Annotated in this window: 16 protein-coding genes and 1 pseudogene; 3 read left to right on the top strand and 14 right to left on the bottom strand. The window is 48.4% G+C overall.

Annotated elements, in window-relative coordinates; all coding sequences use genetic code 11:
• Positions 1-157: 157 nt before the first annotated feature.
• From Q0785_RS02770 to Q0785_RS02760, 3 genes are all read left to right on the top strand, one after another.
• Entirely contained in the window at positions 158-1,807 is a 1,650-nt protein-coding gene (locus tag Q0785_RS02770; protein ID WP_223635102.1) for a sensor histidine kinase, read from the top strand.
• Complete coding sequence (locus Q0785_RS02765; RefSeq protein WP_223635100.1) at positions 1,804-2,511, top strand: response regulator; 708 nt, start codon at positions 1,804-1,806, stop codon at positions 2,509-2,511. Before Q0785_RS02770 ends, Q0785_RS02765 begins: the two co-directional genes overlap by 4 nt.
• Before the next feature lie 179 nt (positions 2,512-2,690).
• Positions 2,691-4,013, top strand: coding sequence for a citrate:proton symporter (locus Q0785_RS02760; protein WP_223635098.1), 1,323 nt, complete (start codon positions 2,691-2,693; stop codon positions 4,011-4,013).
• A gap of 265 nt (positions 4,014-4,278) precedes the next feature.
• Here the strand turns inward: Q0785_RS02760 and Q0785_RS02755 are convergent, their stop codons facing one another.
• The 14 genes and pseudogenes from Q0785_RS02755 to Q0785_RS02690 form a co-directional block, all read right to left on the bottom strand.
• The gene (locus tag Q0785_RS02755) at positions 4,279-5,013 is read right to left on the bottom strand and encodes an SIS domain-containing protein (protein WP_223635096.1); all 735 of its coding nucleotides are present in this window, start codon (positions 5,011-5,013) and stop codon (positions 4,279-4,281) included.
• A 28-nt stretch (positions 5,014-5,041) separates the two neighbouring features.
• Positions 5,042-5,776, bottom strand: a complete 735-nt coding sequence (locus Q0785_RS02750; RefSeq protein ID WP_298825066.1) for a creatininase family protein — start codon at positions 5,774-5,776, stop codon at positions 5,042-5,044.
• A gap of 13 nt (positions 5,777-5,789) precedes the next feature.
• A complete protein-coding gene (locus Q0785_RS02745) occupies positions 5,790-6,782 on the bottom strand; it encodes a phosphotriesterase (protein ID WP_298825063.1) in 993 nt (330 codons plus the stop codon).
• Positions 6,783-6,805: 23 nt separating this feature from the next.
• Positions 6,806-8,090 (bottom strand): annotated as a pseudogene (locus tag Q0785_RS02740) (PTS ascorbate transporter subunit IIC).
• A gap of 49 nt (positions 8,091-8,139) precedes the next feature.
• Positions 8,140-8,409: a PTS sugar transporter subunit IIB gene (locus tag Q0785_RS02735; RefSeq protein WP_223635084.1), complete on the bottom strand. Its 270-nt coding sequence runs from the start codon at positions 8,407-8,409 to the stop codon at positions 8,140-8,142.
• A 2-nt stretch (positions 8,410-8,411) separates the two neighbouring features.
• Positions 8,412-8,849 carry a PTS sugar transporter subunit IIA gene (locus Q0785_RS02730; protein ID WP_223635081.1) on the bottom strand — a complete coding sequence of 146 codons (438 nt, stop codon included), beginning with the start codon at positions 8,847-8,849 and terminating at the stop codon, positions 8,412-8,414.
• Between the two features lie 39 nt (positions 8,850-8,888).
• On the bottom strand, positions 8,889-10,103 hold the full coding sequence (locus Q0785_RS02725) for a PTS sugar transporter subunit IIA (RefSeq protein ID WP_298825050.1): 1,215 nt from the start codon (positions 10,101-10,103) through the stop codon (positions 8,889-8,891).
• Positions 10,104-10,189: 86 nt separating this feature from the next.
• Positions 10,190-11,002 carry an HTH domain-containing protein gene (locus Q0785_RS02720; RefSeq protein WP_298825047.1) on the bottom strand — a complete coding sequence of 271 codons (813 nt, stop codon included), beginning with the start codon at positions 11,000-11,002 and terminating at the stop codon, positions 10,190-10,192.
• 213 nt (positions 11,003-11,215) lie between these two features.
• Complete coding sequence (locus Q0785_RS02715) at positions 11,216-11,485, bottom strand: phosphocarrier protein HPr (RefSeq protein ID WP_298825044.1); 270 nt, start codon at positions 11,483-11,485, stop codon at positions 11,216-11,218.
• A gap of 65 nt (positions 11,486-11,550) precedes the next feature.
• Positions 11,551-12,273 (bottom strand): GntR family transcriptional regulator, encoded by a 723-nt coding sequence (locus tag Q0785_RS02710; protein WP_298825041.1) that lies wholly within the window; start codon positions 12,271-12,273, stop codon positions 11,551-11,553.
• Between the two features lie 5 nt (positions 12,274-12,278).
• On the bottom strand, positions 12,279-13,019 hold the full coding sequence (gene nagB, locus Q0785_RS02705) for a glucosamine-6-phosphate deaminase (protein ID WP_298825038.1): 741 nt from the start codon (positions 13,017-13,019) through the stop codon (positions 12,279-12,281).
• A 5-nt stretch (positions 13,020-13,024) separates the two neighbouring features.
• A complete protein-coding gene (nagA, locus tag Q0785_RS02700) occupies positions 13,025-14,185 on the bottom strand; it encodes an N-acetylglucosamine-6-phosphate deacetylase (protein WP_298825035.1) in 1,161 nt (386 codons plus the stop codon).
• Positions 14,186-14,249: 64 nt separating this feature from the next.
• On the bottom strand, positions 14,250-16,166 hold the full coding sequence (gene nagE, locus Q0785_RS02695; protein WP_298825032.1) for an N-acetylglucosamine-specific PTS transporter subunit IIBC: 1,917 nt from the start codon (positions 16,164-16,166) through the stop codon (positions 14,250-14,252).
• 276 nt (positions 16,167-16,442) lie between these two features.
• The gene (locus Q0785_RS02690) at positions 16,443-17,696 is read right to left on the bottom strand and encodes a DUF1343 domain-containing protein (protein ID WP_298825030.1); all 1,254 of its coding nucleotides are present in this window, start codon (positions 17,694-17,696) and stop codon (positions 16,443-16,445) included.
• Between the last annotated feature and the right edge of the window lie 4 nt (positions 17,697-17,700).

The following is a 17,700-nucleotide window of genomic DNA, read 5'->3' as shown; positions in this document are numbered from 1 at the left end:
ATTTGCAGTCGTAAGAGACGATTCCACTCCCATCAGCCGATGCTGAACAAGCTTAGTCCTTTAAAAGAGCGATATCTCCGCAGGAAGCCTCAATCCCCGTTCTCTCACCTATGGTATTATTACAAAAAAGCACATACGCTTGAAGGAGCTCTGCACCATGATCCAATTTCACAAAGCCGATATCCAGAAGCGGCCCTTTCAGCCAACTAAAGCAGTGAACCTGAAGATGAAGATGATCGGTTTGATCGGCTTTCTGATTTTGGCGATTGTCCTGGTCATCGGTATTTTCCTCGATTATTTCATCACCGATGCCTTGGAAACGCAGCTTGGTGAGCAGGCGTTGAGTGTGGCAGAGAGTGTGGCCCTCAATCCCGATATTGCACTCGCCTTTGAAACAGCAGATCCGGCGGCAATTATCCAGCCGCTTGTTTCCCCGATCCAGCAGTCCACCAATGCCGAGTTTATCGTCATCGGCAATACGGATGAAATCCGCTATTCCCACCCCAATCCCGAGCAGATCGGCAAGAGAATGGTCGGTGAAGACAATGAACGCGCATTGCTCTACGGCGATTCCTACGTTTCCAAGGCTACCGGTTCTCTCGGCAATTCGCTGCGCGCCAAGGTACCGGTTTACTCAGGAAATGACATTATCGGTGTGGTCTCGGTCGGCTTTCTTGCAAATGATATCCAAACGCTGATCGGCGGTTATAACCATGAATTATGGTTGATGCTGGTGATCATCGGCGCTGCCGCAATTGTCATGGCTATCGCAATTGCCACCTATATCAAGCGGAAGTTGCATGGACTCGAGCCTGAGGAAATTTCCCGCCTGCTGTTTCAGAAAGAGACCATCCTGCAGTCGACCCATGAAGGCATTATCGCAGTCGACGATACTGGGAGAATCACCCTGCTCAATCAGATGGCACAGCAATTGCTCTTCGGCAACGGCCAGGATGTAGACAAACTCATTGGCCGACCGATCCGGGAAGTCCTCCCCACTTCTGATTTGCCGGATATTCTGAAAATCCGTACGAGTCACTTTGATCAGGAAGAGGTCTATGGCAGCTATGCGGTCTATGTAAATTCAGGTCCGATTTATTATGAGGATACGCTGGTTGGCGCCGTTTCCACTTTCCGCAATAAAACCGAAATCGACAGGCTGACGAAAGAGCTGTCGCATGTAAAGCAGTATGCCAATGCATTGCGTGCCCAGACGCATGAGTTTTCCAATAAACTTTATACCATTTCAGGGCTGGTCCATTTGAATAAAAAACAGGAAGTGCTTGATTTTATTCGACTGGAGCATGATATTCAGCAGGAATGGATTCAACAGGTCATCGACAAAGTGGCCGATCCGTTGATCAGCGGCATTTTGATCGGCAAGCTCAATCAAGCAAGCGAGCAACAGGTCCAACTGGTGATTGATCCCGATAGCCGGCTGAAGACCACTTTATCGGAGCCGCAAAGCCGCGCTTTACTGACGGCGATTGGCAACTTGATCGACAATGCGCTGGACGCTGTGAAAGACTGTGCGCCTGACAAAAAGCAGATTGCGTTGTACTTCACGGATGTCGGAGATGATATTTTGCTTGAAATCGACGATTCAGGCCCGGGAATTCCAAACGGACAAGCGCCGATTTTATTTGATAAAGGTTTTTCATCGAAACCGGGCAGGGACCGCGGCTATGGCTTGAGTACCACCAGACACCTGATCGCCCTTGCCGGCGGCGAACTGCATACAGAAGAAAGTGAACTCGGCGGAGCCTGCTTTGTCGTTTCATTACCGAAAAAGGAGAATAACTTATGAAACAGGAGCTCCATGTTTTGATAATTGAAGATGATTTTCGGGTAGCCGAGATCAACCGGCAACTGGTGGAACAGGTCACGGGCTACCAAGTGGCCGGCGTCGCGAAGACAGGCGATGAAGCGATGGACTTCCTCACCAACAGCCAGGAATTGCCGGATCTGATTTTGCTGGATGTTTTTATTCCTGACCGTAGGGGTCTTGAAATGCTTCGGGAAATCCGCAGCAACTTCCACCCGATCGACGTGATCATGCTGTCGGCTGCGAAGGAAGCGGGAACAATTGAAGAGGCATTGCGCTGCGGCATCTTTGATTACCTCATCAAACCGGTGGATTTTTCCCGCCTCGAACAATCCCTTCTGCGGTACAGCGAACAAAAAGCATTTCTCGCTTCCCGCCAGGAGCTGGAACAAACGGACATCGACAGGCTGATCGGCATCGAGCCCATTGCCATTCTTTCGGAAACAGTTGATGGCGAACTGCCTAAAGGCATCGATCAGCTGACTTTGGTCGGTGTTATGGAAATTTTGCAATCTTCAACTCCAGCAGGCATCAACGCCATGGAAACAGGAAAAGCGGTCGGCGTCAGCCGCTCCACTGCCCGGCGCTATCTGGAACATCTCGTATCCATCGGCGAAGCCAAAGCACAATTGAATTACGGAGAGATCGGCCGTCCCGAACGGCGCTACATTCCGTGGACAAAATGATCAAAACCATCAAAAAGCTCATTAGTTCCCTTAATTGAATAATCTTATTTTTCAAATCCTTCTGTGCTAAGTTTAGACCCATAACTTAGAAGCAGAAGGATTTTGTATTGAATACATATTTTGTATGCGGTTACAATTCTTCCTTCATTTTAAACTTTTAGCCCCGAGGAGGAATTTTCATGTTAAGTATTATTGGATTATTGACTATTGTGGTCATTGTCGCATTGCTCATCAGCAATAAAATCACACCCATCGTTGCGCTCGTCCTAGTACCGATTGTCGCTGCCTTTGTTGCGGGATTCAGCTTTGCAGAAATCGGTGATTTTTTCAATAGCGGCATCGAGTCCGTGATGAGCGTCGTCATCATGTTCATCTTCGCTATCCTATTTTTCGGCATCATGCAGGATGTCGGCTTGTTTGACCCATTGATCAATAAGATGATTGCCGTATCACGAGGCAATGTTATTGCAGTGGCAATCGGAACCGTGTTGATTGCAGCCGTGGCACAGCTTGACGGATCAGGCGCTTCCACTTTCCTGATCAGTATCCCGGCTTTATTGCCATTATACAAACGCTTGAAAATGAACCCTTACTTACTGCTGTTGCTGGTCGGGATGTCCGCCAGCATCATGAACATGCTGCCATGGGGCGGTCCCCTTGGCCGCACCGCCGCTGTTCTGGGCGTCGATGTCACAGAACTTTGGCGGCCATTGATCAAAGTCCAGGTGATCGGCTTAGTGCTGCTGATCGGACTTGCGGTTTTATTGGCCATCCGTGAAAAACGCCTGATCGCCAAACGCGGAGATTTCAATCAAGAAATTTACGAAGAAGCGCAGCCGCTTGTCGAAGGGGCACAAGATGAAGCGTCTTTGAAAGCCGCTTCCTTGCGCCGTCCCAAACTTTTGTGGGCCAATACCATCCTTGCAGTAGCCGTCATCGGTGTTCTCGTGTGGGGTATCATTCCTGCGGGATTTGCCTTCATGATCGGCGTCAGTTTGGCATTGCCGCTCAACTATCCGAACATGAAAGATCAGATGGAGCGCATCAAAGATCATGCACCGAACGCATTGTTGATGGCAGCCATCATTTTGGCGGCCGGTTCGTTCCTCGGCATTCTGAACGGCACCTTGATGCTCGATTCGATCGCCAATGACTTGGTGAAAGTTTTGCCTGCTTTCGTCATTCCGTATCTCCACATCATCATCGGATTTTTCGGCGTTCCATTCGATTTATTGCTCAGTACCGACGCTTATTACTTTGCATTGTTCCCGATTGTAGAACAGGTGGTTACGGCGTTTGGCGTGTCGTCGCTATCCGCTGCCTACGCTATGATCATCGGCAACATCATCGGCACGTTCGTCAGCCCGTTCTCGCCGGCGCTTTGGCTGGCACTCGGATTGGCCGGGCTCGAAATGGGCCGCCATATCCGCTACTCCCTCCCAATCATGTGGGGATTCAGCATTGTATTGCTTGGAATTTCGATTTTGATCGGTGTTGTGTAAGAAAATAGTATAGAAGCCAGACACAGTTGACCTGTGGCTGGCTTTTTTTGTGGAGATTTGTTGAATTTTCAAACGTCCTGAGGAAGTATTTTATACAATATGCACGCTTTTCCTAATTTATGCACGCTTATTGAAAAATATGCACGTTCAAAAAAGTTTATGCACGCTTACCAAAAAATACGCACGCACAAACTAACTTATGCACGCTCAGCCCTGAATGCACAAAAAAGCACGGCAGAAAAATCGCTGCCGTGCGCTAAAGAATTCAAGACAGCAGCGGAATCCGCTCACTGTATTGGTTGATCAGCTGCGTGTTGTGTGCATCTGCCCCGTCGATATTGCCGCTGAGGAAAATGGGTGGTGGAAAGCCGGCATCTGCCATTTTCTTGATGGCTTCCGCAAAAACGGCATTCAGGATTGTTGCGCCAACGACGGTCGATGTCGGGCCAAACGGAACGTCGACACCTTCGTACGACAGGATTGCGTCTCCTGCCACTGAATGGTTGTCGATGACCAGGTCCACCGAGTCGAACAAGTACTTGCCGCTTTTGTGGCGCGAAGGCTGACTGCCCGAATACGCAAGCGACGTGATGCCGATGACGAATGCCCCATTTTCACGTGCGGATGCTGCGACGTCCACCGGCACCGGATTGCGGCCGGAAGTGGAGATCACAAAGACCACATCATCCGGACCGAAATCCTGTTCCTTCAGGAAACCTGCCGCATACTCATTCTGTCGCTCCAGCTGGGATGATTGGACCGCTCCTTCATGGAGCATCAGCGGCTCCACGAAAACCGGCTTGATCGGCACCAATCCGCCGGCGCGGTAAAACACTTCTTCCGTCAAAATATGCGAATGCCCGCAGCCGAATAATTGGATGATGCCGCCCGCCTGAATCGCGGCCGCCACTTTTCCTGCCGCTTCCAGCATCGCCTGTTTTTCATTTTTCTCGACAAGCTCCAGCCGTTCCTGTGCCTGCTTGAAGTAATTGCTTAGCATTGTATCAGCTCCATACGGTTGTAAGTTTCTATTTCCCTAAAGATCGTTTTGCTTCTTCAATCAGTTTCACCATGTTGGCCAAAGCGACTTCAATAATAGCTTTTCCTTTTTCCTTAGTCGCCAATGTCGCATCTCCCAAAACTGCAGTAGCCGTAAACTCTTCCCAAGGAGTCGGTGTCACGTCTGCACTCATTGGGATGTCCGGTATGTCGGAGACGGCTTTGGTCATGTCCACATACTGCTCTGCCAAATATAACATATAGGAAGTTTCAATTTCACAGGCATGGAAGTAGCTCTCATGGGCCGATGGGGTTTCCCTCAGCTCATCTGTGATTTTTTTGACGCCCGGATAGAATAGGTACAGCACTCTCAGATTTGGCACCGTCTCGTATAGTTGGCGAGCTGCTTCCTTGATTGCCACAGCATTTCCGAGATGGCCATTGAGCATGACGAAGACTTGGAAACCTTGATGATGAAGGCTCACACCGATGTCACAGAGCAAACTGATCAGGGATTGATTGCTGACAGTGATGCTGCCAGGAAAGTTTTTCAAGCTCCATACTTGGCCATACGGCAAGGTCGGCAATACCAAAGCACCCGTTTTCCCGGCCACTCTTTCCGCCAGCTGTTCCGCTAAATAATTGTCCGTCCCGAGCGGCAAATGCGGACCATGCGCTTCAACCGCTCCAAGCGGCAGGATCGCCACTTGGCTTTGTTCGATTTTTTCTTTTATTTCATAAGAATTCTCATTTTGAAAAATCAAAGCTGTTCGCCTCCTACTTATTGAACGTGAAACACCGCTTTGGGTTTTCGACGAAGAATTTATGGATCAGTGCTTCTCCCTCAAAACCCTGGCGGCTGGCGTCGTCAATAAACCGCGGCACCCATTTCGCTATGATGCATTCAAGCCCAAGCCCGTAATCGTAATGCTTGTAATAAGACTTCCTGGCCGTGTCTCCGCTGACCAGGATTTGGTTTTCATAACCTTTTTTCACCAGTTCCAGTATGCACTGGATGCGTGTGCTTTCAGGTGCGTATTTGATTTTTGCGATTCCGTCAAAGCTCAGGTATGCACCGGTTTTCGCAATCTGTTCGTGGTAATAGGGATCCGGGTTGCGGTCCATATGTCCGAAGCTCATATAGGACAGGTCAACGCCTTCCGACTGAAGCAGTTCGATCTGCTCAAGTCCCATCGTTCCGGCTTCTGTATGCGAGTGAAGCGGAGCTTTCGTTTCCAGGTGAGCCTGCGCCACAGCCCGCAACGTCTTTTCTTCGAGGGGCGAAATCCGGTTGTAGCCTGTGCCGAACTTCACTTGTCCTGCCTTGTAGGACGTGCCTTCAAGCCCCTCTTCCACTTCCCGTATGACAAAATCAGTCAGTCTGTTGACGCTTGCTGCGTCGATCCATTCACTGTAGGTCCGGTAATCGCCGAGGACCGGTTTTAACCGCTCACTGATTCCGGCATCCCATAAAAAGCTTTTATTGAAACCCGCTGTCCCAACAATATGGATGTCTAATTCCTCTGAAATCTCTTTGACCGCCTGGACATCCCGGCCATAGTCGACCGCTGTTGCATCGACGATCGACTTGCCGCCATAGCGTTTAAAGTCTGCGACATCCAGTTTGGATTTTTCCTTGTCATCGAGCAACAGGTCATCCGCTTGTTTTTCAATCCAATAGGCCGGACGGCAGACAATGTGCTCGTGGGAATAAGTAAACCCAAGGTCTTCCGGCCGAATGTCCCCGCGTAATGTCCGAACAAAAGCCATTTTTCTCCCTCCTTCATTAAAGACTACAGCAGCAATTGAGCCAGCAAACGAACAATCGGTCCCAAAATGAACATATCCGAATCCGCTGCCCACATTGCGGTGTCCGGAACTGTATCAGACAGCAGAAAGCGGACCGTGATGAATTGGCCCCATGCGACAATCGTCGCCGTGACAAATCCACCCATCACCGCTCCCCGCACACCGCCTGTTAAGTTGCCGAAGACACCGGCCGAAGCAGAGTGGAAGAACAAGACGATCATCGTCGGTACAAAGATATAGCCTACCGCATTGCCCAGAACCACCAGCCACAACAAGGCCCCAACAAATGAACCGAGAAACCCGAGAATGACGGCATTCGGTGCATATGGAAAGAGAATCGGATTATCAAGTGCCGGCCTAGCGCCAGGAACTATTTTTGTCGCGATTCCTTTAAAAGCTGGAACTATTTCACCGATAAACATCCGAACACCTGTCAGCACCACTGCAATCCCTGCCGTAAACGTAAATGACTGGATGATGGCGTAGACGATGAAGCTCTGGTTGCCCGAACTTGCTACCAATTCTGCCGCGCCCGGAGTATCTTTGAAAGATACGATGATGGCACAACAAACCCATCGTCAATGCCGTGATAACATTGGAATCTCTCAAGAATTCCAGGCCTTTCGGCAAATTGATCTTCTCTGAATCATTTTCTTTATTGCCCCAAAGCATTCCGCCAAACGCCGCCAGCAATGCGACGGAGGCTGATGTATGTCCTAGGGCAATATTGTCATTCCCCACGATTCTCCGCATGAATGGTTGTGTCAATGCCGGCTGTACGGTCCAATAAATCCCCATAATGATTGACAGGAAAATCACTAGTCTCCAAAACGATACATCAGGAGAGGTATGAACTGCGATCCCTGCAAAAATCGTTGTTGTCCAAAACATCATATGTCCGGTCAGATAGATGTATTTCAGCTTGGTAAAACGGGCAAGCAAAACGTTCAATAGGAACCCTAAAGTCATCGCCAATGTGACTGCGCTGCCGTAATCGTTATTGAACATTTCCTGGCCCATGTATTCACCCAATGTTTCCCCTGACAGATTGAACACTTCTTTCCAAAGTGGTTCAAAGACCGTCAACGCACCAACGATGATGCCGGCACCGGCACTGATGATCAGGAAGCCGATAACCGCTTTAAAGGTTCCACTTACTCTTTGGCTGGCCGTCTTTTTTTGAAGCAATAAACCGATTAGGACAATGATCCCCAATAAGATGGCCGGAGTTCCGAACACGTTATTCGCTAACCAGAAAATAATATCCATAGCCGTTCTCCCCCGCTTAGTAATTTATTTGCTGTTTGTTTGCCTATCTTCATTGCGCAATATTGGCGTCTATCGCCGATTTGATTTCTTCTACATCGAAATAGTTGTTTACCACAATTACTTTTGCCGGCTGATCCTGGAGGCTTTCAGCCAACTCATTGCTGGTGATGATATAATCAGCTGACATGCTCGTCGCTGAGGACAAATCGATATGTTCGACATCCGCCATGATATTCTTTTCATTCAATGCTTCTTCCACATTCATTTTTAAAATTAAGCTTGTTCCTTGTCCCAGACCGCATACACATAAAATCTTCATTGTTAATTCCTCCCTATAATTTGTTGTAGTTCTTCATAGCTGGACAGCTCTTTCAACTTCTCTACATTTTCAGGTTTGCTTAAAAGAGCTACAATTTTCTTCATGACCAGCAGATGCTCTTCGCTTGAAGATGCTCCTAAAGCAAAAATGAAACGGACCGGATCATTGGTTTCACTTCCAAATTCAATTGAGTCCTTTAACCGGACAAATGAGACGGATGCTTCTTTAACACCATCTTCTGGCCGGGCATGCGGCATTGCTATTTGAGGTGCCAATACAAAATATGGGCCGTTTTTCTGATAGGACTCCACCATGGCATCGACATATCTCGGTTCAATTAAATTTTCATCCACCAGCAAAGCTCCTGCCGCACGGATTCCTTCTTCCGGAGTGGCTGCCGGCAGGTCAAGTGCCACCAAATTCTGTTCCAAAAATTTCATAGCAAAATTCCTTTCTCTATTGGGGATCGCCAAAACCAGTTATTCCGAATGGGAGGCAACCACGCTGTAAATCTCTTCAGGAGATTCCGCATCCATCAGTTGATTTTTTGTTTTGTTATTGTTCAGAAGTTTGGTCAGCTGGCGCAATGCCTTCAAGTGGCTGTCTCCATCGATTGCCGCCAACACAATGACCAGTGCCACCGGATGGGTGCCGTTCTGTGAAAATGGTACATGTTCCTTCAACTGCAACAAACTCATCGCCAGTTTTCCCACTCCTTCGTGGGGACGGGCGTGTGGAATGGCTACATAAGGCGAAATTACTACGTAAGGCCCCATTTCAAGTAAGGGATCTATCATCGCCTGGATGTAGTCTTTAGTTATCGACTTTTCCTGTAGTAACGGCTGAGCAGCTTTTCGGATGGCCTCCTGCCAATCTCTCACTGTGGGAAGGCATTGAATGTGGGCGATCGGCAGGAGATCTTTCAAGTCAGGTTTATTCACTTCTTTCATCTTCAGCGGCTGCTGTTGAAGGTAATACTGCAATTCATTCTTTAAGGCCGCTTCATCTTTTACATCGGCATGCTGCCGGATGATGTCCATCACCACCGTTAACGAATTGGGCTGCGGAGCCTTTACACCGAGATGGACATTTACCTTTTTCAGCAGCCGTTCTTTTTCTGCTTCAGTCAATATGGGACTGACAACAAACACCGGTTTTTCTTTTTCAGCAAGTGGTATGGTTGAAATGATAAAGTCTGCTTGATGCTCCATTTCTTCATAATCCCTCAACGACACACAACCAATGATGTCGACCGTCGAAAATAGCCCTTCTAATTGATGTTGCAGCAGACGTGAAGTTCCAACTCCCGTATTGCAGACGACTAGCGCATTTTTTCGAGTGGCCGGTTTTATGCCCATCTTTTCCATCCAGCCTCCAAAATGGACTGCAATCAAGGTAAGTTCTCCATCATTGATCGATTTTCCAGTGGCTTTCTCTAAATGCTTGGATACTTTTTTCGTAAGCAGGAATACATCCGGATACTTTTCCTTAATCGAGGCTTCTAGGCTGATATCAGCCTCTAACCCATATAACACCCGATAATATGCTGTTTTGACATGCAACAATAAATTTCGTTCGACCTCTATCCGATCTTCGAAAAGGAGGCAGGCATACTTTTGAAAATCGGTAACCATTTTGGTCACTACATCCAATAGAACTTTGTCGCTTTGATTAATATCGTTTTCGAAAATCATTGGCGAAAATTGGACTCTTGAACTCAGGAGATGTTTGGTAATATAGAAAACCTCTTCTTCGGGAAATGCAATTTGAAACAAAGCAGTCAATTTTCAGCTATTTTTTGAGCAGCTTCGTATTCCTTTGACTCTGACAATACTTGACGTTCGATGGGGTCAACTTCAATTTTTTTGCCTTGCTCAAGTCTGCGGACAAATAGGAGGAACATGAAAGACAAACTATGAAGAAAATCATCTGTATATCGGATGCCTAATTCTTTTTCACTGTCAGCAATGATTTTCTTAACCTCTTCTGCTGTTTCAACTGCCAAAGAATCAGTTTTTCCGTTCTGTCCATTGAAAATGATCGGCAATCGCCTAAGCAGCCCCTGCCAAGTTTGCTTGAATATAAACTGCTGCAAATAAAAGACGGCTGCCCTGCGTTTGTTTTCTTCCATCCCACTGATGACATATCCGGATTTCCTGTCGAACTCCAGCTGCAGTCCATAGTTTCCTAATTCACTCTTTAACCCTTTCACGTCTTCAATTGTGGTATTTCGGCTGACCCTTACCTTCTCCGTTAAATGCTCCAGATACAAAGGCTTATTTCTAGCTAATAAATAAAGAACCAGGCAAGCTCTCCGTTCTTTTACCGAGTATTCATACTGCCAGTTCTCCATCGCACCTAATTTCTCTGGAATTTCAATTGCTATTTTTTGATCCAATTGAAATCCGGCTGAACGTACATGTTGCACGGCCGGAAGTTCCTGTGCTTCCAGCCAATCATTGATTTTCCCGATGTCGTAATAGATGGTGCGTCTGGAAATCTTGAAAGTTTCCATGATTTCGTTAACGGTCACATAACTTTGGGCCCGGGATAAATGCGATAGTATAGCTTGGCTGCGTTGATCCAGAACCATCTTTCACCCCTTCTTTCTTTTAAAGTGTTAAACAGAATTAATTAATCTGAATATTTAGTTAACTAAACTATATACCCAATTCAAGAAAAAGTGGAGACCAAATGCTTCCTCTTGTTTTGTGCAAAACTGGACTGTGCAAAAAAAAAAAAGCAGTCAAAATCCTAGGATTTTGACTGCTTTATCAGGTTACTTCATCGTGTCCACAACAGCTGCTTACGCTTTTCCAAGCCCTTCAGCCACAATCAATTCGTCGACTTTGGCCATCAGGGATTCTTCGTCGCTGCCGTCAGCTGTGATGGTGATGCTGTTGCCTTTTGAAACGCCGAGTGACATGACGCCCATGATGGATTTCAAGTTAACTTCTTTTTCTTTATAAAGCATTTTTACATCTGCGGAAAACGGTGATACCGCTCCCACTAATTTTGATGCCGGGCGTGCATGAAGACCTTCTTCGCTTGTGATCGTATAGCTTTTTTCAATCATACTTTTCTCTCCTCTAGTGTTGGTTTCTTTTCTTCAGAACTTCATTGGTTCGAAAGCCTGTGCGTCTAACGCTTGATGTCAGTCGTAAATTTGTAGCGGTCTGCACGGTACGTGCTGCGGACCACTTCGAATGGCTGTTCACCGGCCAAATAACTGATGCGTTCAATCATCAGAATGGCTGCGGGTGCTTTGATCTGCAGCAGCTCCGCGTCTTCTTTTTTCACAAGCCCCGCTTCCATGCGCTGGATGGCGCGGCTGATTGTCAGCTGGTGATCTTTTTCGATCATCGCATACAATGAGCCCTGGAAGGAATCCTGGTCCAGCTCAGGAAAGCGTTCGACCGGCAGATAGGTGCGTTCGATGGCCATCGGTTTATCGTCCGCAAAACGGATGCGTTCCACAAAATAGACTTTGTCTCCTTGCGCCAGCTGCAAGTCAGCCGCAATGTCCGATTCCGGCTCCAGGATTTCAAAGCCGATCAGCTTGCTGCTCGGCACCATCCCACGCGCCACCATATCCTCCGTAAAGCTCGTCAAGCCATTTAATGGCTGCTCCACTTTCGGGGAAGCCACAAATGTGCCGCGCCCTTTTTCCCGGTACAGCAGTCCATCATTAACCAGATTGGTGATGGATTGGCGGACGGTCATCCGGCTGACGCCAAAGCGCTCGGTCAGTTCGCGTTCAGAGGGAATCGCTGTGCCGATCGGAAAGTCGCCTTGCTCGATCTTCTGCTTCAGCTGCTCTTCTATTTGAATATAAATCGGAATCGGCGATTGTTTGTCCAGCACAGCGTTCACTCCTCTTCTGCCTCTGCCAGCGCGTAGGCATCCCGGTCTACAATCAGTGTAACATTATTGTGTTTCCATAAAAATGAAGCGGGAAAATCTTTGCTGACGCGGCCGTCCAAAAAGCGCTTCACCGCTTGCGCTTTCTTTTTGCCGGAAGCCAGCAGGAGAATCCTTTCACTTTTCAGGATCGACTGGATCCCCATCGTAATGGCGTGGGTCGGCACTCTGTCGCGGTCGCTGAAAAAACGTGCATTGTTGTTTCGTGTAGATGCTTCAAGCTGCACGCAATGGGTCAGGCTTGTCTCCGGCGTTCCTGGCTCGTTAAAGCCGATATGGCCATTCGTTCCCATACCCAGTATCTGCAGATGAGGCGGTCCGACTTCATCGATCAACTCTTCGTAACGCTTGCATTCCGCTTCCACCGGCAATGCTTTGCCATTTGGAATATGGGTGTTTTCCAGCGCAATATCGATGTGCCGGAATAGTTTTTCATTCATGAAATGGCGATAGCTGTTCGGATGGTCACCAGACAGCCCACGGTATTCGTCCAAATTGATGGTTTGGACATGCCGGTAGGAAATTCCTCGCTCCCGAACGCCTTCAATCAGTTTTTCGTAGAGGCCGAGCGGTGTCGATCCGGTTGCGAGCCCCAGCACCGAGTGATTATTGTCCAGGATTTGCTGTTCCACCAATTGTGCCGCCCTGCTGCTCATCTCTTCGTAGTTTTCGACTCGTATCAGTTTCATCACAGTCACTCCTTCGTATAAGCGATCGTTCCTCTGCATATGGTCATCTGGACATTGAAATTGTCATCAAGAATCGTCACATCGGCATCCGCACCAGCCTGCAATCTGCCTTTATTCGCAAAGCCCAGCTCTTTCGCCGCATTGGCGGAAGTCATGGCGACCAGCTCGTTCAGGCTGCAGCCGGTGATCGACTGGATGTTTTTGGCCGCTGTCTCCATCGTCAGGATACTGCCGGCCAATGTGCCATCGGCAAGCCGCGCATCCTTTTGGGTGACCTGCACATCCTGTCCGCCTAAATCGTATACCCCAGGCGCCAGTCCTTTTGCACGCATGGCATCGGTGATGAGGATCAATCGCTCTGCACCTTTTTGGCGGAAAGCCAATTCAACAGAAGTCGGATGGCTGTGGATGAAGTCTGCGATCACTTCCACCGATAAGCCGTCCTCTGTCAAAGCAGCACCCACCACTCCCGGATTGCGGTGATGGAATGGGCTCATCTGATTGTACAGATGAGTGACATGGCTCGCGCCCGAACGGACAGCGGCCTGTACTTCCTCGAGTGTTCCGTCTGAATGGCCAATCGACGCAACCACCCCTTCGTCTGCCAGGCTTTTAATGAACGACAGTCCGTTTGCCGTTTCCGGAGCCAGCGTCACCAGCCGAATTTGGTCACCGCTGAGCTTTTGCCATTTCCGGAATAATGGATAGGACGGTTCGGCGATATGCTCAATCGGCTGTGCGCCTGCGCGCTTGTCGGAAATGAACGGCCCTTCCAGATGGACGCCCAGCATTTCAGCCTGCCCTTCCTGAGCCTGGAATTCACGAATGTTTTCCAATGCTGCCGAAATGGCCTTGTCCGTTTGAGTCATCGTCGTCGCCAAAAAACTCGTTGTGCCTTCTTTCGGCAGCGCACCAGCCAGGCCATTCAACGCTTCCGGTGTAGCATCCATGGCATCGTGTCCCGCAGCACCGTGGATATGGACATCAATAAACCCAGGAAACGCCATCCAATTTTTGCCGGTTGCATCCACATGGAGATCAGCATGCGCTTCAATTGTTTCTGCGGCACGGCTTATTTTTCCGCCTTCCACGAGGATATCCCCTGTAAAACTCTCTTCAACAGCATCCGCAATCGTGATGCCGGAAATCAATATGCTTTTAGTCATCTGGACCACTCCTTGCGAAAAACCAGGAAAATCGCTGTGGATATCCCTGGTTTTTCGTCTCTTATTAGTCGACTCTCAGGATGGAATCAGTTCCCTGTTCCTGGAAGCCCTCTTTCATGACAGTAACTTTTTGTTCGGTTAGGTTGGTGAAAATAACCGGTGTTGCAACAGAAGGCGCGTTGGCGTTCAGGAATTCCAAGTCAAGCTTCAGCAAGGCGTCTCCGCGCTGTACCAGCTGCCCCTGCTCCACTAATGTCTCAAAACCTTCGCCTTTCAGTTTGACCGTATCGAGTCCGACATGGATCAAAATTTCAATTCCGGTATCCGTTTCAATGCCGATTGCATGTTTGGTCGGGAAAACGCTGACCACACGCCCGTCTACTGGTGAGTGAAGGACGTTGCCCGTTGGAAGAATGGCAAAACCAGGTCCCATCATGCCTTTTGCGAATACTTCGTCCGGCACTTCCGATAACGGAATCATTTTGCCTTGGATCGGCATTTCAAAATCAGCGGCGATGATTTCTTTCATAGCCGGTTCATCACTGACGGTTTCTTCAATGGCTGCGGCTTCCGAAACATCTTCTGGAGCCGGATTGCCGTTTTCCAAACGCGGCTTCATGGCATCTGCCAAAAACTCGACAGCTGTTCCGATAACCACTTGGACATTGGTTTTGTTGATTTTCATGACACCCATAGCCCCGTGGCGCTTGAGGTCTTTTTCGTTCACTAAATCGGAATCTTTGACTGTCATGCGCAGGCGTGTCGTGCAATAATCCACAGCCGTAATATTAGCGGCACCACCCAATGCTTCAATCGTATTGTAGGCTCTGACATCCACAGCTTTATTGCCGGAACCGGCATTTTCTGCACCTTCCTCGTCCTCATCTTCACGGCCAGGTGTTTTCAGGTCCAGCTTGATGATCAGGAAGTAGAAGATAACAAAGTATACCGCTCCGACGACGAGCCCCATCACGAGCAGGATCAATGGATTGGTGGCCAGTCCATAATTCAGCACATAGTCAATCGCTCCGGCAGAAAAGCCGAAACCGTGATGAACATCCAAGGCATAAGCGACCATCATCGAGACGCCCGTCAATAAGGCATGGACAACATAGAGGATAGGCGACAGGAACATGAATGAGAACTCAATCGGTTCTGTGATCCCTGTCAAAAATGATGTAAAGGCGATACTGAAAAGCATACCGCCGACAAGGGCTTTCCGCTCTTTCTTAGCTGCCACGTACATGGCAAGACAGGCTGCCGGAAGACCGAACATCATGATCGGGAAGAAGCCGGACAGGAATGGCCCTGCCGTGGGATCCCCTTTCAGGAAACGGTTGATTTCTCCGCGCACCACTTCTCCCGTGGCATCTGTAAAGGTCCCGAAATCAAACCAGACCACAGTGTTGATGACATGGTGCAAACCAGTCGGCAGCAACAGGCGGTTCAGGAAACCGTAAGCGCCGACGCCGAACATGCCGGCATTTAAAATCCAGTCACCCGCATTATCGATGCCTGCCTGAACCGGCGGCCATGCATAGCCCAGCACACCGGCCAGGACGGTCATGGTCGCCGCAGTGATGATCGGCACAAACCGCCTGCCGCCGAAGAAAGCGAGCCATTGCGGGAATTTCACATTATAGAATTTATTGTATAAAAGACCTCCGACGATACCGGATAAAATACCGGCGAAAACACCCATATTGATCGACTCGTTGATTGTGACGATTGCCGAAGTCAATACGAGATAAGCGATGGCACCGGCCAAAGCCGCTCCCCCGTTGCCGTCATGGGCAAGTCCCATCGCGATTCCGATGGCGAAGATGATTGCCAGGTTGTCGATAATCCCTGCACCAGCAGCCGATAAGAACGGAATGCCGAGCAAATCATCCTGACCAAAGCGCAGCAGCAAAGCCGCAGCCGGCAAGGTAGCGATCGGGAACATCAAGGATTTCCCTATTTTCTGCAGAAAACTGAACATAAAATTTCCACCCCTTTATGTATTCTTAATTTTCACTATATCCATTATCGGTATAGTTGTCTATACCAATTTTAACGTTAGCGGAAATAAAGTAAGCGGTTACTTTAAAGGAACTACAAATTTTTATATTATTTTTTTATAAGGGAAGCTTGGTCCTCACTTCTTCCATCAACCGGTTTTAAACGGAAATTTTAAAACTCCATAGTAAAAAGCAGAAAGAAGATGATTCCCTCCTCTCTGCTTCTCTATCCCATTATGGGGAAACTTCTTCATTTCTTAGTACAGTAGGTATTCTCTTCTGACTTCCTTGAACTCTTTCAGTTCACCTTGCCAGCGTTCTTTCATTTCTTCTACTGTCATGCCTTCCTTTATGCCTTGGCTGATCCAGTCATTGCCGATCAGATTATTGAAGAAAGCAGTCAGTTGCACCTGTTCGGGATACAGGTCGTAAATGGTTTTGACGATATGCAATCCGGTTTCTATCGGCAAGTAAGATTCGCGGTCCGTCACATGGACCTGGATGCCATGCGATAGCTGGCTGGCATGTTTGGAAAATGCCGGGGTGAACGATGCTGCGCGGAAACTGACGCCTGGCAACTCCAGCGCATTCAACGCTTCAGCAAGTTCCGTGCTGTTGATGAAAGGAGCTCCGATAAATTCGAAAGGCTTCGTCGTGCCCCGCCCTTCTGAGACATTTGTTCCTTCTATCAAAGCCGTGCCCGGATACACTAGCGCAGTATCAAGTGTCGGCATATTCGGTGAAGGCGGTACAAACTGCAGACCGGTTTCATCATAGAAGGAATTACGTTTCCATCCCATCATTTCCACCACTGTCAGATCTGCGCCGATTCCGATTTCGGCATTAAAGAATTCGGCAAGTTCGCCGACGGTCATGCCGTGGCGAAGTGGAATGGCGTATTGTCCGACAAATGAAGCGAATGCGGGATCAAGCACAGGTCCTTCCACTTTTGTGCCGCCAAGCGGATTGGGGCGATCCAATACGATAAATGGAATGCCTTGCTCCTCTGCAGCTTCCATAGCTAAAGCCATGGTATAGATGTAGGTATAGAAACGTGCACCCACGTCCTGAATATCGAAAATCAGTACGTCAATACCTTCCAGCATTTCAGGTGTCGGCTTGCGCGTTTTGCCATACAGGCTATAGACCGGCACACCTGTCACTTCATCGATATAATAATCGACGTATTGCCCTGCCTGCGCGTCTCCCCGAACACCATGTTCCGGTCCATAAAGTGCGGTCAGGTTGACTTCCGGATCCTTGTCCAGAAGATCGACAATGCTGTTCAATTCCTGATCGACACCTGTCGGATTGGTGATCAATCCGACGTTCTTTCCACTTATCAATTCTTTTTGCTCTTCCATCAGCACTTCAATTCCAAGTTCAAATTCCTTATGGTCTTTCCGCTTATCCTTGGATTTTCCATTGCCCCGATCATGGTCGGCAAATGCGATGGACAATGAAGTCAATACCAGCAAAATAGTCGTCAGTAAGGCAATCCACTTTTTCAAAGTT

The sequence above is a fragment of the uncultured Planococcus sp. genome (genome assembly GCF_947501725.1).
GTDB classification, from domain to species: domain Bacteria; phylum Bacillota; class Bacilli; order Bacillales_A; family Planococcaceae; genus Planococcus; species Planococcus donghaensis_C.
Note: the sequence above shows the minus strand (reverse complement) of the source record. Positions and strands in the feature narration are given on the sequence as shown.

Bases quoted from the DNA above. Each gene is read 5' to 3' on its own strand.
- Q0785_RS02770 (WP_223635102.1), top strand. From the start codon at position 158: ATGATCCAATTTCACAAAGCCGATATCCAGAAGCGGCCCTTTCAGCCA.
- Q0785_RS02765 (WP_223635100.1), top strand. From the start codon at position 1,804: ATGAAACAGGAGCTCCATGTTTTGATAATTGAAGATGATTTTCGGGTA.
- Q0785_RS02760 (WP_223635098.1), top strand. From the start codon at position 2,691: ATGTTAAGTATTATTGGATTATTGACTATTGTGGTCATTGTCGCATTG.
- Q0785_RS02755 (WP_223635096.1), bottom strand. From the start codon at position 5,013: ATGCTAAGCAATTACTTCAAGCAGGCACAGGAACGGCTGGAGCTTGTC.
- Q0785_RS02745 (WP_298825063.1), bottom strand. From the start codon at position 6,782: ATGGCTTTTGTTCGGACATTACGCGGGGACATTCGGCCGGAAGACCTT.
- Q0785_RS02735 (WP_223635084.1), bottom strand. From the start codon at position 8,409: ATGAAGATTTTATGTGTATGCGGTCTGGGACAAGGAACAAGCTTAATT.
- Q0785_RS02730 (WP_223635081.1), bottom strand. From the start codon at position 8,849: ATGAAATTTTTGGAACAGAATTTGGTGGCACTTGACCTGCCGGCAGCC.
- Q0785_RS02725 (WP_298825050.1), bottom strand. From the start codon at position 10,103: ATGATTTTCGAAAACGATATTAATCAAAGCGACAAAGTTCTATTGGAT.
- Q0785_RS02720 (WP_298825047.1), bottom strand. From the start codon at position 11,002: ATGGTTCTGGATCAACGCAGCCAAGCTATACTATCGCATTTATCCCGG.
- Q0785_RS02715 (WP_298825044.1), bottom strand. From the start codon at position 11,485: ATGATTGAAAAAAGCTATACGATCACAAGCGAAGAAGGTCTTCATGCA.
- nagB (WP_298825038.1), bottom strand. From the start codon at position 13,019: ATGAAACTGATACGAGTCGAAAACTACGAAGAGATGAGCAGCAGGGCG.
- nagA (WP_298825035.1), bottom strand. From the start codon at position 14,185: ATGACTAAAAGCATATTGATTTCCGGCATCACGATTGCGGATGCTGTT.
- nagE (WP_298825032.1), bottom strand. From the start codon at position 16,166: ATGTTCAGTTTTCTGCAGAAAATAGGGAAATCCTTGATGTTCCCGATC.